General features: G+C 33.8%; 15 protein-coding genes. 6 read left to right on the plus strand and 9 right to left on the minus strand.

The features are described 5' to 3' along the window. The first annotated feature begins 3 nt into the window (after positions 1-3). From B0A66_RS09930 to B0A66_RS09945, 4 genes are read left to right on the plus strand one after another with little or no spacing between them, the layout of a single operon-like run. On the plus strand, positions 4-1,038 hold the full coding sequence (locus B0A66_RS09930) for an ATP-grasp domain-containing protein (protein WP_089049707.1): 1,035 nt from the start codon (positions 4-6) through the stop codon (positions 1,036-1,038). 2 nt (positions 1,039-1,040) lie between these two features. Beyond that, positions 1,041-1,697, plus strand: coding sequence for a hypothetical protein (locus tag B0A66_RS09935; protein ID WP_089049708.1), 657 nt, complete (start codon positions 1,041-1,043; stop codon positions 1,695-1,697). A gap of 28 nt (positions 1,698-1,725) precedes the next feature. Then, on the plus strand, positions 1,726-2,703 hold the full coding sequence (locus tag B0A66_RS09940) for a M20/M25/M40 family metallo-hydrolase (RefSeq protein ID WP_089049709.1): 978 nt from the start codon (positions 1,726-1,728) through the stop codon (positions 2,701-2,703). Positions 2,704-2,738: 35 nt separating this feature from the next. Continuing rightward, positions 2,739-3,416, plus strand: a complete 678-nt coding sequence (locus tag B0A66_RS09945; RefSeq protein WP_089049710.1) for an SDR family NAD(P)-dependent oxidoreductase — start codon at positions 2,739-2,741, stop codon at positions 3,414-3,416. Positions 3,417-3,446: 30 nt separating this feature from the next. Here the strand turns inward: B0A66_RS09945 and B0A66_RS09950 are convergent, their stop codons facing one another. Continuing rightward, a complete protein-coding gene (locus B0A66_RS09950) occupies positions 3,447-4,151 on the minus strand; it encodes a VanW family protein (protein WP_089049711.1) in 705 nt (234 codons plus the stop codon). After that, positions 4,148-4,816 (minus strand): class I SAM-dependent methyltransferase, encoded by a 669-nt coding sequence (locus B0A66_RS09955; RefSeq protein ID WP_089049712.1) that lies wholly within the window; start codon positions 4,814-4,816, stop codon positions 4,148-4,150. The genes B0A66_RS09950 and B0A66_RS09955 overlap by 4 nt, the downstream gene beginning before the upstream one ends. Positions 4,817-4,871: 55 nt before the next feature. Here B0A66_RS09955 and B0A66_RS09960 point away from each other — a divergent pair, with 55 nt between their 5' ends. Further along, positions 4,872-5,468: a SprT-like domain-containing protein gene (locus B0A66_RS09960; RefSeq protein WP_089049713.1), complete on the plus strand. Its 597-nt coding sequence runs from the start codon at positions 4,872-4,874 to the stop codon at positions 5,466-5,468. 62 nt (positions 5,469-5,530) lie between these two features. On the opposite strand, the gene B0A66_RS09965 is transcribed toward B0A66_RS09960, so the two are convergent. The 6 genes from B0A66_RS09965 to gcvP all read right to left on the minus strand — a co-directional run bounded on the left by B0A66_RS09965 (position 5,531) and on the right by gcvP (position 12,949). Further along, on the minus strand, positions 5,531-6,292 hold the full coding sequence (locus tag B0A66_RS09965) for an ABC transporter ATP-binding protein (protein WP_089049714.1): 762 nt from the start codon (positions 6,290-6,292) through the stop codon (positions 5,531-5,533). Beyond that, the gene (locus B0A66_RS09970) at positions 6,289-7,038 is read right to left on the minus strand and encodes an MlaE family ABC transporter permease (protein ID WP_089049715.1); all 750 of its coding nucleotides are present in this window, start codon (positions 7,036-7,038) and stop codon (positions 6,289-6,291) included. Before B0A66_RS09970 ends, B0A66_RS09965 begins: the two co-directional genes overlap by 4 nt. A gap of 80 nt (positions 7,039-7,118) precedes the next feature. Next, positions 7,119-7,967, minus strand: a complete 849-nt coding sequence (locus tag B0A66_RS09975; protein ID WP_089049716.1) for a glycosyltransferase family 2 protein — start codon at positions 7,965-7,967, stop codon at positions 7,119-7,121. Positions 7,968-7,985: 18 nt separating this feature from the next. Beyond that, positions 7,986-8,507 carry a methyltransferase domain-containing protein gene (locus tag B0A66_RS09980; RefSeq protein WP_089049717.1) on the minus strand — a complete coding sequence of 174 codons (522 nt, stop codon included), beginning with the start codon at positions 8,505-8,507 and terminating at the stop codon, positions 7,986-7,988. A 205-nt stretch (positions 8,508-8,712) separates the two neighbouring features. Then, positions 8,713-9,771 carry a 3-oxoacyl-ACP synthase III family protein gene (locus tag B0A66_RS09985; RefSeq protein WP_089049718.1) on the minus strand — a complete coding sequence of 353 codons (1,059 nt, stop codon included), beginning with the start codon at positions 9,769-9,771 and terminating at the stop codon, positions 8,713-8,715. 328 nt (positions 9,772-10,099) lie between these two features. Further along, positions 10,100-12,949 (minus strand): aminomethyl-transferring glycine dehydrogenase, encoded by a 2,850-nt coding sequence (gene gcvP / locus B0A66_RS09990; protein WP_089049719.1) that lies wholly within the window; start codon positions 12,947-12,949, stop codon positions 10,100-10,102. A gap of 135 nt (positions 12,950-13,084) precedes the next feature. Between gcvP and B0A66_RS09995 the strand changes: the two genes are divergently transcribed. Beyond that, positions 13,085-13,897 (plus strand): UbiA prenyltransferase family protein, encoded by an 813-nt coding sequence (locus tag B0A66_RS09995; protein WP_089049720.1) that lies wholly within the window; start codon positions 13,085-13,087, stop codon positions 13,895-13,897. 80 nt (positions 13,898-13,977) lie between these two features. Here the strand turns inward: B0A66_RS09995 and B0A66_RS10000 are convergent, their stop codons facing one another. After that, complete coding sequence (locus B0A66_RS10000) at positions 13,978-14,376, minus strand: DUF1090 family protein (protein WP_089049721.1); 399 nt, start codon at positions 14,374-14,376, stop codon at positions 13,978-13,980. Between the last annotated feature and the right edge of the window lie 256 nt (positions 14,377-14,632).

Consider the following 14,632-nt stretch of genomic DNA (forward strand, 5'->3'; position numbering starts at 1 on the left):
CAGATGAAATTATTTATTCATAAAGTAACCAACTGGGAATATTGGCCTTTTCAGGTTTTGTATGTTCCTATTTATTTTCTTTGGGCGTATTATGCGATGAGAACCCGTTCGATTTTTTTCTTTAATGCTTCTAATCCGAAAATTAAAAACGGAGGATTCATGATGGAAAGCAAAAAACAGATTTACGATTTGCTTCCTCAAATATATTATCCTAAAACCATTTTAATTAAAGAAAATACGGACTCAAAAGAAATAATTGATGAGGTAATAGAAAAGCAAATTCATTTTCCATTAATAGCAAAACCGGATATAGGTTTACGAGGTTCTGGTGTGAAAAAGATAAAGACGGTTTCTGAATTGGAAGAATATGCTAAAAAGGCAAATTTTGATTTTTTAATACAAGATCTAATTCCGTTTAAAAATGAGGTTGGTATTTTTTATGTACGTCATCCTCATCAAAAAAGCGGAAAAATTACCGGAATTGTTGCCAAGGAATTTTTGATTGTTATGGGTGATGGAGAATCAACTATTGAGGATTTAATCAAACAAACACCAAGATTTGAGTTGCAATTTGATGTTTTAAAAGAAGAATATGGCGATCAGTTAAGTCAGATTCTAGAGAAAGATGAAGCATTGAATTTGGTTCCGTTTGGAAATCATGCGCGAGGTGCAAAATTTCTGGATGGAAGTCACTGGATTACTCCGCAACTAACTGCAATGATGAATGAAGTTGCTGCTCAGATTCCAGAATTCTATTTTGGACGTTTCGATATCATGTACAATACTTTTGAAGAATTAGAACGAGGAAAGAATTTTCAGATTGTAGAATTAAACGGAGCTGCAAGTGAACCTACACATATTTATGATCCAAAGCATTCGGTTTGGTTTGCCTGGAAAGAACTCGCACGACACATCACTTATATGTATGAGATTAGTGTTGAAAACCACAAAATGGGAGTTCCGTATTTAGATTACAAAGTAGGTATGCGAGAATACAAATTGCATTTGGCGCAGAACAGTAAAATCATGAATTTTTAGTAATGAAGATCTTAAAAAATATCTCGGTTGGATTTGTGGTAAGTTTTCTGGGATCAATTCCGCTTGGATATTTAAATTTAGTTGGACTTGAGATTTACGTCAAATCAGGACTTTATAATTTGATTTTCTTTTTGTGTGGTGTTGTTTTTGTCGAATCCTTTGTGATTTATTTTACATTGCTTTTTGCGAAACAGCTCGTAAATAATAAAAAATTAATGAAATTAATTGACTTTTTTTCAGTCATCTTTATGTTTGCATTAGCTTATGTTTTTTATCTTAATTTTAATCAAACAGCAAAATCGCAAAATTATTTACAAGATTATTTAATGTATTCGCCTTTTATAATTGGTGTGATTTTAAATGGATTTAATTTTTTACAATTACCCTTTTGGACGAGCTGGAATTTATATTTACTGAACGGAAAATATATTACCATTGAAAGGGAGTTAAAATATTATTATATTGCAGGCACTTTGATAGGTGTTTTTTTAGGAATGTTAAGTTTGATCGTTGTATTACAAACTGTTTTTCAAAAAACAAATCAATTTTCAAAGTTACTATTACCTGTTTTTATTCCGTTATTCTTTATCGTTTTAGGAATTATCCAGGTATTTAAAGTGTATAAAAAATATTTTAAAACGTCAACTTTGGAGAGGTAATTTCTGAGGTTTGTCTAAACCTCTATTTATGAAAAACCTATATTTTCTTCTTCCGTTTGCTTTGTTTGCCTGCAAATCAACTACAACTGCTGTAAATGAAAAAACAGCGCAATCAGATTCAAAATCTATTGAAATTAGTTATAAAGTTAAAGAAGCTGAAGTATCAGATTTTTTAAAATATCTTTCTTCTGATGAATTAGAAGGACGTGAAACGGGAACAAAAGGAATTGAAAAAGCAGCAGTGTTTTTAGAAGAATTTTTTAAAAAGAATAATGTTAAACCTTATTTTAAAACCTACCGCGATACACTAACTAATTTTAAAACACCTGCTTTTAATATTGTTGGCGTTTTAGAAGGTACAGATCCTGAACTTAAAAAGGAATTTATTGTTCTGAGTGCGCATTATGACCATATTGGACTGGAAAAAAAGAAACAGGACGACATGATTAATAATGGTGCCAACGACGATGCATCGGGAGTAACAGCTGTTGCTGAAATGGCGAAGTATTTTAGCGAAACAAAATCGAACAAAAGAAGCGTTTTGTTTGTGTTTTTCGCAGGTGAAGAAAAAGGGCTTTTGGGTTCTAAAAGTTTGGTTAAGAAATTGAAGGCGCAGGGTTTTAAATTATACGCTCAATTAAATATTGAAATGATCGGTGTTCCTATGAAACGTGATTATTTAGCCTACATTACCGGGTTTGATAAATCGAATATGGCGGGAAAAATAAACGAGTATACAGGAAAGAAAACTATTGGTTTCCTGCCAAAAGAAGCAGAATATCAATTGTTTTTCCGTTCAGACAATCACCCATTTTTTGAAACCTTCAATAAGCCTTGTCAATCAGTAAGTACTTTTGATTTTGAAAATTTTGATTTTTACCATCATGTTTCGGATGAATTTAAATTGATGGATATTCCGTTTATGACATCATTTATACAGGAATTTTTACCAGCAGTAACTAAAATGGCAAGTTCGCCAACAGAGGAAATTACGATGAGTAAATAACAGGTCTTTTTGTTTGATTTGTTTATTTTTGTGACATGAAAAATATTATTGTTACCGGAACGAGTAGGGGAATAGGTTATGAATTGACATTGCAATTTGCAAATGCCGGTCATAATGTTTTGGCAATTTCAAGAAATATACCGCAAACCCTTTTACAACATCCTAATGTTACCTGCCTTTCAGTTGATTTGGCAGACGAATCTGCTTTGCAGGTTGTAGATGATTTTCTTTCTTCTACATGGAAAAAAGTCGATGCCGTAGTACACAATGCCGGAGCATTATTATTAAAGCCTTTCGCAGAAACTACCCAAGCTGATTTTGAACGTATTTACAAAGTAAATGTTTTTGCTGTTGCCAATCTTACGCGACTTTGCCTGCCTTATCTTCAAAGCGGAAGCCATGTTGTAACCATTAGTTCTATTGGTGGCGTAAGAGGAAGTCTTAAATTTGCCGGATTAGCTGCTTACAGTTCTAGTAAAGGTGCTGTAATTACTTTGACAGAGTTATTAGCAGAGGAATATAAAGAGAAAGGAATTTCGTTTAACGTTTTGGCTTTAGGATCTGTACAAACGGAAATGCTTGAGGAAGCTTTCCCAGGTTATCAGGCACCAATTTCTGCAGACGGAATGGCAACTTACATTTATGATTTTACTCTTAACGGGAATAAATATTTCAACGGAAAGGTTTTAGAAGTCTCTTCGACTAATCCTTAAAGTTAATTATTAGTTATGAATTATGAATTATTATTCAGGCGAGATTAGCTTATAAGACGATTGATATTGTACATTATTATTTACCAATGTATCGACTTTAATTTTATCTTTTAAATATTCTCGCCTGAATTCTAAAGTACTTTCCTGTATATGATTTTTACTTTCTAATTTACAAGTAATGTAATTTGAATTATAGGAAAAAGTAAAGCGTATTGGAAAGTTTAAATTATTCTGAAAAATTAAATCTTTGTTTCCATACACAACAGTTGCATCTGCACCAAGTGGTGTAAATCTTTCTTCTTCAGTGTAAATATCAACAGAATGATTGTGGCGTTCTATTATTTTGAGATTTGCTTTTAATGCTGTAACGTAAATAATACTCGAAAGCTGACAAATACCACCTGCTTTTTCTTCAGAGATTTTGCCGTTTACAATATTTCTGCCCATTTTGAACGTGTCTTTACGATTCGGGTTACCAATGATTCTCCAGAACGAAAACACCTGATTAGGGTAAATAACAATATTCTCTATTTTTTGAGAGGCTGTAAAGATATTATGCGTTTTGTTTTCGAAAAACTTTCCTTTCTTTATTTCCTGTAAAGTTGAGATCGTACATTCAAAATCGTTAACATCCTTTTTCGTATGAGCAAAATTGTACTTTAAACCTTTGAAAGACCTTATCACAAGTTTTACTTGCAATTTAATTGTATCCGGAAGCAGGTATTTTACTATCATTTTTTCTCTAAAACAAGAATGATGTACGAAGCGTAATGTTTCAGGAAAGATCGGCAAAGTAAATTGTCAATCGGAATAAAAAGCTTTCTTAACTTTTTAGGAATACGATGAATGGGGAAAAAGAGAATACCTCTTTGTTTTTTTAAATTCCAATTGTCTTTGGCTAAGGCGACGATTTCGTTTACTGAAAGTTCATTGGCAGCATGCCAGTTTTCAGATTTATGAGCGGTTAGTTTTCTTCTTTTTTCAGATGGAAAATCAAAAATTAGCTTTCCGTTTTTTTCTAAAATTCGATGTGCTTCGTTTAAAAATGCAGCCGTTTCTTTTTTATCCAAGTGCATAATGACATGAAAGCAAAAAGCATTTTGAAAAAACTGGTTTTCGAAAGGAACTTGAGATAACGATCCTAGTTGAATGTTTTTCTCAGGATATTTTTGTTTTGATTGTGCAATCATGTTCGAGCTTATGTCGATTCCGTATCCAGCAAAATTTAAAAAACGCCCCGTTCCACAGCCAAGATCTACCGTTTTGCTGCTATCCAGATACAGCGATTCTAAAAATGAACGTTCTTGTTTGTCTATAAAAAGTCCGTAGGTATTATTAAAACGGTTTTCGTCGTAGTTTGGAGCTAATTCCTGATAATAATCAGTGATGGCGTTTTGCATAGGTTATAGCGCTTGGTTTTGGAGAATTAGGAATAAAAATACTATTTTTGTTTTAATGAACGAAACTTTAGCCAAATATATTCCGGAGCATGCAGTCAGACCTGTTTTTGAGTTGATTGTTGCGAATCAGGTGCATCTGAAAATCGTAAATGAGCGTCAGACGCGTCATGGTGATTACAGAAAAGGACCGACCGGGAAACATGAAATAACAGTAAATTCGAGCTTAAACAAGTATCGTTTTTTGATCACGTTAATTCATGAAATTGCGCATTTGGTAGCATTTGAGAAGTACGGACGAAATATTAAACCACATGGAGAGGAGTGGAAATATTCTTTTCAGCGTTTGATGGTGCCCTACATTCGTCCGGAGATTTTCCCAGGACAATTATTACCCTTACTCGCAAGGCATTTTAAGAACCCTACAGCGAGTAGTGATACCGATACAACATTGTCTTTGGCTTTGAAACAATACGACAAGCAAAACGATAAAAATTACGTTTTTGAGATTCCATACGGAAGTGTATTCCGAATTCAGAATGGAAAAGTATTCAAGAAACTGGCGGTACGAACAAAACGATTTGAATGCATCGAAATCAGCTCAGGAAAGACCTATCTTTTTAATCCTAATGCTGAGGTGGAATTATTAAATTAAAAATCCCAAATACCGGTTAAAACACTGGAGTTTGGGATTTTTGATATTGTGGAGTAAAGCAATTATCCTTTTAGATACGCTTCTCTTACTTTTTTGAATAAATTCGAAGAGTAAACAAATTTTACGATAGCTTCATTATCGGTTCTGAAAATTTCTTCTTTGGTTCCCTGCCACGCTTTTAATCCTTTTTTAAGGAATACGATGTTCTCTCCAATCTCCATTACGGAGTTCATATCGTGCGTGTTTATTACAGTTGTAATATTGTACTCTTCTGTGATTTCTTTAATTAGATTATCGATAAGAGTTGAGGTATTCGGGTCTAATCCAGAGTTTGGCTCATCACAAAACAAATATTTTGGATTGTTTACAATGGCGCGTGCGATAGCAACACGTTTTTGCATTCCTCCTGAAATCTCCGAAGGTAATTTTTTATGAGCATCGACTAAGTTTACACGTTCTAAAACAAAATCAACACGTTCCTGAATTTTAGCTTTATTGTCGTTGGTAAACATTTTTAACGGAAAAGCGACGTTTTCTGCCACAGTCATGGAGTCAAACAAAGCACTTCCTTGAAAAACCATTCCAATTTCAGTTCGTAATTCTCTTTTTTCATCCGGTTCAAGATCAGAATATACACGTCCGTCAAACTCGATAGTTCCAACATCAGGTGTGTGTATACCTAATAAACTTTTTAATAAAACCGTTTTTCCTGATCCACTTTGTCCAATAATTAAGTTGGTTTTTCCAGTTTCAAAAACTGTCGAAACTCCTTTTAGAACTTTACTATCTCCAAATGATTTTTCTAAATTTTTTACTTCTATCATGATCCTAGTAACAATTGTGTTAGTATATAATTAAAAAGAATGATCGAAACCGATGTCCAAACAAACGCTACGGTACTTGCTTTTCCTACTTCAAGTGCTCCACCTTTCATATAATAACCATGAAATGAAGGAATTGTTGCCAATAACATTGCGAAGATTAAAGTTTTAATGAAAGCATATACAATGTGAAACGGAATAAACTCCATTTGAGCACCATCTATAAAAGCGGCACTTGTAGTGAAACCTCCGTATACACCTGCAAGCCAGCCTCCAAAAATTCCTAAAAACATACTGATTCCAATAACAAAAGGATACAATAGTAAAGCAATGATTTTTGGAAAAACCAGGTAGTTTACTGAGTTTACACCCATTACTTCCAAGGCATCAATTTGTTCTGTAACACGCATTGTTCCAATACTTGATGTAATAAAAGAACCCATTTTTCCTGCCATAATAACAGAAATAAAGGTTGGAGCAAACTCCAGAATTACAGATTGACGCGTAGCAAAACCAATTAAATATTTTGGAATTAAAGGATTAGTTAAGTTCAAAGCGGTTTGAATTGCTACAACTCCTCCAACGAAGAAAGAGATAAAACATACAATTCCGAGTGAGTCAATAATTAGATCGTCGATTTCTTTGAAAATTAAATTTTTCATCACAGGCCATTTGGTCTGTTTGTTAAAAATTTCTTTCAGCATTAAAAAATATCTTCCTATTTGAGATATGTAACGAATTAGCATCATAAGTTTACAAATATTGGCTAAGGTAAAAAGAAGTTACGAGTTTTGGGTTACGAGTTAAGGATAATCGGCAATTTTGCTAATCAAATTAACTTTTGCTTCATTTTTTTAAAACGATAACTTCTGATGAATTTAGCTTGTTCGGGGGTAACTAATAAAGGTGTTTTGGCTTTTTTTGCTTTCCAAAAACCTCTAATATAATCAAAAAATAGTAATGGTTTTTTCTTCATCATGGCCAGTTTAGCAGCTGCTATTGTGGTAATAAAGAGACCATAACCTAAGGTATAAAAAGATTCGCCTTGTTTATAGCGAGCCGTCTTGTTGTAGTTGGCTCCGGTTGGTTTTAAGTGTTTTACGATTAAAGACTGATCTGTAACGACTTTCCAATTGTAAAATTTAGAAAGTAATTCATCGACAGTATCCCAGCCCATTGCCGGTTTTAAGTTTCCTATTTGCAGAAAGCATTCTTTTCGGTATGCTTTAAAAGCGCCGCGAATATGATCTTTATCGGTTAGGTTTTCCAGAATCCATTCGCCGTTTTTTTCGACATACGCAAATCCACCAGCCATTCCGATTGTGGAATCGCTTTTGAAAATTTCGAGAATGCGTTCAAAATAATTGGAAGGTAAAATTAAATCGCCGTCTAATTTTACAATGATATCATATTCAGAATCCAGTGTTTCGAAACCTTTATGGAAAGCTTGTATTACTTTGCTTCCAGGCATGTGTATCGCATCTGAAGTTTTGTTTACTATTGAAATAAACGGATTTTCCTTTGCAAAATTTAAAACAATTTCTTCAGTTTTATCCGTCGAATTATCATTTACAACAACAACTTTTGAAGGTAAAACAGTTTGCGAAATTAGAGATTCGAGTGTCAAACCAATAAAATCCTGTTCGTTGTGCGCGGGAATAACAATATAATATTTCATGTAAAAAAAAGTTAGATCTTAGATTTTCTCTGCGTATACGATATAATATCTGTTTGTAAAACTGCGCAGTAAAGGTCGGATACCGAATTTTTTTACGGGATTAGTCCATTTTTGTCTGTCAATAATTTTCCATCCTGTTTTTTCTAACAGCCAGTCCAATTGCCAATCTTCGAATTCGTGGTAATGTCTGTCCCACATATCCGTTTTAGAACGGTATGCCGGAGAAAACCATAAACGCAAAGGAATAGAAATAATAAGTTTGTCTGATTTGATTTCGTTTAAAATCGTAAACGGATTTAAAAGGTGCTCAAAAATTTCTAATGCTGTAACTACATCTTGCTTGTCGCTTTTAAAAACATTCTGATCAAGATCTAAATCTTCACCAGTGGTGTTTTTTACAGTGTATCCAGCTTCTTTCATGATTTTTGAAAACGGATTTTCAACTCCTAAATCTAAGATAGACTCTGACGTCTTGATATGTTTTTGTAAAAATTCTAAAGTATGTTTGAATCTTTTATTCGGAAACGTTTTCTCGTACATTTTATATTTTTTAACGGCAAAGGCGCAAAGATACAAAGATATCTTCTTTTTTTATGTTTTTTAGCCCAGATAGAAATGAAAAGCCCACGATTTAAAAAATGTAGTTTTTGTAAGCTTAAAAAAGCGACTGAAAGAAGCTCTTTTTAAGGTGTACTAAAAACACATTTTTTAAATGTGGACTTGTAGTGTATAGCTGGATTAGCTTTTAATATCTGTAAACGAAGGCATTTACGTTCATTCCTGCTCCAACTGAAGCAAAAATAACGACATCGCCTTTATTGATTTCGTGATTTTCCAGTTTCCCCTGAATTAAAAGGTCAAAAAGAGTTGGTACAGTTGCTACGCTGCTGTTTCCTAAATCGTGAATACTCATTGGCATAATGTTTTCTGGAGATGTTTTATCGTACAGTTTATAAAAACGTGCAATAATGGCTTCATCCATTTTTTCGTTTGCCTGATGAATAAGAATCTTTTTTACCTCATCGATTCCGATTCCACTTTTATCAAGGCAGTTTTTCATAGCAAGTGGAACCTGACTTAAGGCAAATTCGTAAATCTTGCGACCGTACATTTTTATGTACTTAATGTCTGGATCAAGGTCTGGATTGTATGATTTTCCGAAGTATAAAAAGTTTGCTTCGTCGTTCGCGAATGTTGCACTTTCATACGATAATAATCCTGCTTCGTCATTGGATGCTTCTAAAATCGAAGCTCCTGCACCGTCAGAATAAATCATTGAGTCACGATCATGATCATCAACAACTCTCGAAAGGGTTTCGGCTCCAATAACCAGAACTCTGTTTGCCATGCCAGATTTTATAAAAGCATTGGCTTGCAAAACGCCTTCGATCCAGCCCGGACAGCCAAAAAGAATATCGTATGCCACACATTTAGGGTTTTTGATGCCCAATTTGTTTTTAACACGTGTTGCTAAACTTGGTAAGATATCAGATTGATTGGTTCCTGATTTTACGTCTCCAAAGTTATGCGCAAATATGATGTAGTCTAATGTTTCACGATCGATGTTAGCGTTTTCAAGTGCTCTTTCAGCAGCAAAAAATGCTAAATCTGATGAAGTATGCTGGTCTTCAGCATAACGGCGATTTTCTATTCCGGTAATACCTTTGAACTTTTTTATTACCACTTCATTTGGATAGCCAAAAGGTGTTCCATCTTCATTTAAAAAAACATGTTTGTCAAAGTCAGTATTTTTTACTTCTTTGTTTGGAATGTAACTTCCTATGCCTATTATTTTTATTTTCATTATTCCTTAATTATCCGGTAAATTTATTGCTAAATTATAAATAAAATTATGATAACTATCATAAAAAATAGTATGCGTGCATATAATTATGAAATAATAATTATTTCCGGAATATATTGTTTATTTTTTAATGAAATTTAAGTTTAACCGAGATTTCAAACGTTTGAGCTAAAAGACTATTGAGAGTTTTTTTTGTTTAAAGTATCAGGTTTCAGGTTGTACAAGAGCCTTAAATGTTAAATTTAAAGCAAAAAATAGTAAAATAAAAAACCCGACAGGTTTAAAAAACGTGTCGGGTTTTGGGTTTTATGTAAGAAAAACTTGTTTTTTAGTTTTCCATATATGCTTCAATAGGAGCACAGCTACAGATTAAGTTTCTGTCACCATAAGCGTCATCTACACGACGAACTGATGGCCAGAATTTATTCTCGGCGATATATTCTAATGGGTAAGCCGCTTTTTCTCTTGAATAAGGGAAATCCCAATTGTCTGTAGTTAACATTGCCAATGTGTGAGGTGCATTTTTTAATACATTGTTTTTATTATCGGCTGTTGCAACTTCAATTTCTTTTCTGATAGAAATAAGGGCATCACAAAAACGATCTAACTCTGCTAAATCTTCAGATTCAGTTGGTTCAATCATTAAAGTTCCTGCTACAGGGAAAGAAACTGTAGGAGCGTGGAAACCATAATCCATCAAACGTTTTGCGATATCTCCAACTTCAATTCCGTTTTCTTTAAATGCACGGCAATCTAAAATCATTTCGTGAGCCGCTCTTCCGCATTCTCCGGTATAAAGAATTGGGTAGTGTCCTTCGAAACGGGATTTCATATAGTTCGCATTCAAAATAGCATGTTCTGTAGCACTTTTTAATCCTTCGGCACCCATCATTGTGATGTAACCGTAAGAAATTAAACATACTAAAGCTGATCCGTAAGGAGCAGATGAAATAGCTGTAATAGCTTGTTCACCACCTACTTTTAAGATTGGGTTTGTTGGTAAAAACGGAACTAATTTTTCGTTTACACAAATTGGCCCAACACCAGGTCCACCACCACCGTGAGGAATAGCGAATGTTTTGTGTAAGTTTAAGTGACAAACGTCAGCGCCAATTGTAGCAGGATTTGTTAATCCAACTTGCGCGTTCATATTTGCACCATCCATATATACTAATCCGCCATTGTCGTGGATTAGTTTAGTGATTTCGATAATCGAAGATTCGAAAACTCCATGAGTAGATGGATACGTTACCATTAAACAAGATAAATCATCTTTATGTTCAATTGCTTTTTCTCTTAAATCTTCTACGTCAATGTTTCCTTCTGGAGTTGTTTTAGTAACGATGATTTTCATTCCGGCCATTGCTGCAGAAGCAGGATTTGTTCCGTGTGCTGATGAAGGAATTAAACATACATTACGGTGACTTTCATTTCTTGATAAATGGTAAGCGCGGATAGCCATTAAACCTGCATATTCTCCCTGAGCTCCTGAGTTAGGCTGTAATGTAGTTCCGGCAAATCCGGTAATTACATTTAATTGCTGCTCTAATTTTTTAAGCATTGTGATGTAACCTTCTGCTTGTTCTACTGGTGCAAAAGGGTGAATGCTGTTCCAGTTCGGCATTGATAAAGGCAACATTTCTGAAGCTGCGTTTAATTTCATCGTACAAGAACCTAATGAAATCATTGAATGATTCAATGATAAATCTTTACGCTCTAATTTTTTGATATAACGCATGATCTGACTTTCTGAATGATGATTGTTGAATACATCATGTGTTAAGAAAGAAGATGTTCTTTCTAATGAAGCAGGTAACTGACTTGTAGCAGCTAATTCAGTAACTGTGAAAGTTTCTTTTCCTAATGCTTCAGCAAAAATGGCAATAATTTGGTTGATGTCAGCAATTGAAGTTGTTTCGTTTAACGAAATAGAAATCGTATCAGCATCAACATAAAAGAAGTTAACTTCGTTTTTCTCTGCTACAGCTTTTACTTTTTGAGCATCTGCTTTTACCAGAATAGTATCAAAGTAAGCTGTATTAGTTTGAAAAACGCCTAATTTATTTAAAGCTTCAGCAGTAGTAACCGCAGATGCGTGAACTTTGTTTGCAATATATTTTAATCCTTTTGGTCCGTGATAAACTGCATACATTCCTGCCATAACCGCAAGTAAAACCTGAGCGGTACAAATATTTGAAGTTGCTTTTTCACGTTTAATGTGTTGCTCACGAGTTCCTAACGCCATACGTAAAGCACGATTTCCATTTACATCAATAGAAACCCCAATAATACGACCTGGCATAGATCGTTTGTATTCGTCTTTCGTAGCGAAAAAAGCAGCGTGAGGACCACCGTAACCCATTGGTACACCAAAACGTTGTGAAGTTCCAACCACTACTGCAGCTCCCATTTCTCCTGGAGAAGTTAAAGCAGCTAACGATAGAATATCAGCAGCAAAGGCAACTTTGATTTCGTTTTCTTTTGCTTTAGCAACAAAAGCACTATAATCGTTTACCTGACCGTATTTCCCTGGATATTGTAAAATGGCTCCGAAGAACTCATTCGAAAAATCAAAGTTTTCATGGTTACCAACAACTAATTCAATCCCGATAGGAGTCGAACGTGTTTGAAGTACTGATAAAGTTTGCGGTAAAATTTCTTCAGAAACGAAGAATTTGTTTGTATTGTTTTTCTTTTGATCACGAGTACGAACGTCAAATAACAAAGCCATAGCTTCTGCAGCAGCAGTTCCTTCATCAAGTAAAGAAGCGTTTGCAATTTCCATTCCTGTTAATTCGATTACAGTAGTCTGGAAATTTAGAATTGCTTCAAGACGACCTTGAGCAATTTCTGCCTGATACGGTGTATAAGCAGTATACCATCCTGGATTTTCGAAGATATTTCTTTGAATTGGTGCAGGAACAATAGTTGGATGATAACCCAAACCAATATAAGATTTGAATACTTTATTTTTCTTTCCTAATTCCTGAATATGATTTGCAAATTCGTATTCCGTCATTGCAGGATCTAAATTCAAAGGTGCTTTTAAACGAATGTCATCTGGAAGGGTTTCGTATACAAGTTGTTCGATCGATTCAACCCCAATGGTTTGTAACATGTGTTGAAGATCTGTTTCTCTTGGACCAATGTGTCTTAAAGCAAAAGCATCTGTTTTCATATAGTTGTAAAAGTGTTGTTTTTTTGTGGCGCAAAATTAAGTATTATTAATAATTTAATAGGTATTTTTAACTTCAATTTTTATGAAATTTATAATCAAAGTCTTGATTTGTTAATAATTGATTAGATTTGAAACATGAAACTTTTTAAGCACATATTTGATTTTTATCTGAATAGCAGTATTCATGTGGCTTTATCTTGTTATGCGCTAGTGCGAATTACGTTTCATGTGTTTCATATTCAGGATGATGAGGCAATGGCGATGTTTGTTTTTTTTGGAACAATTGTAGGATATAATTTCGTAAAATATGACGCCTTGGTTCGGGTTAATAAAAAACCGGTGGGAACCCAGCTTAAAATTATTGCTTTTTTAAGTTTGATTTCGCTGCTGTTAGTAGGCTATTATTTTTTTCACTTAAAGCGAATTACTCAAATTGTTTCGGTTGGAATATTTGCCATAACCGCACTTTATACACTTCCGTTTTTTCCTAATAGAAAGAATGCCCGCAATTGGGCTGGTGTAAAAATCTATATTGTAGCACTTTGCTGGGTAGGAGCAACACTTGTTTTACCACTTATAAATGCTGAAATTCCCTTTACCAGTGATTTTTTTATAAAATGTATTCAGCGTTTTGTTTTGGTTTTTGTACTGATTTTAGTTTTCGAAATCTTAGACTTAGCCAATGATGATCCGCACTTAAAAACGGTACCACAAACGATTGGAGTAAAAAAAACAAAGCTTCTGGGATTTTTATTATTGATTCCGTTTTGGTTTTTAGAAGTTTTTATTTCATCCTTCAATTATCACGATGCTATTATTAATCTTATAATGGTGATCATGCTACTGTTCTTCATCTTTTTTGCCAATCAAAAACGCTCTCGCTACTATACTTCTTTTTGGGTCGAAAGTGTGCCTATTTTTTGGTGGCTGATGATTGCTTTTCTTTAATTCTAAATTTCAGAAATAAAAAATCCGATAGCATTTACTATCGGAATTGTTATTATAGCCTTTTTATTTTCAAAAAACGATTACTTCGATTTTTGCTCTGCCAGTGCTTTATTTAATTCTGCTTTTGCTTCATCAAGTTTCTTTCTCTTTTTGGCAATTTTTTCTTTCCCTTCATTTTCTTTAATTGCTTTGTTCAGATCAGCTGTTCTTTCGTTGACTTTTTGCTGTTTTTCGTTGACTTTCTGATCAAGATCTTTGTTCACTGTTTTGGTTGTACAGTTTTTTTTGGTTTGCGAAATAGCATCTTCAATACCTTTTATCTGGTTTTTATTTTCGGCTTTCTTAGCAGCATCTAATTTGATGTTTAATTCGCACAGTTTTCTTTCACATCCTTTTAAAGTTGTGCAATTGCTTTGAGCTAATCCAATAGACGAAATAACAAAAAAGGCGAGAGATAGTATTTTAGTTTTGAAATTCATGGGCTTAATTTTAAGTGATATACTATCTATAAAAGTAAGAAATTATTTTAAATAAATCGCCGAAGCTTTTTAATGTTACCATTCCCTAATACACTATTTTAACTTAAACTAACCAATCATTTAAATACCTTTTGATTAGCTTTTTCTTTGAAGCAGGTGTTTCTACGTGCTCTGTTTTTTAATGTCATTTTTAACCTTACTTCATGTCAAAGAAACGCCGTTTTGTAACATTTTTTTATAAAACCCTATACATCTG

The organism is Flavobacterium hercynium (genome assembly GCF_002217285.1).
In the GTDB taxonomy this organism is placed as follows: domain Bacteria; phylum Bacteroidota; class Bacteroidia; order Flavobacteriales; family Flavobacteriaceae; genus Flavobacterium; species Flavobacterium hercynium.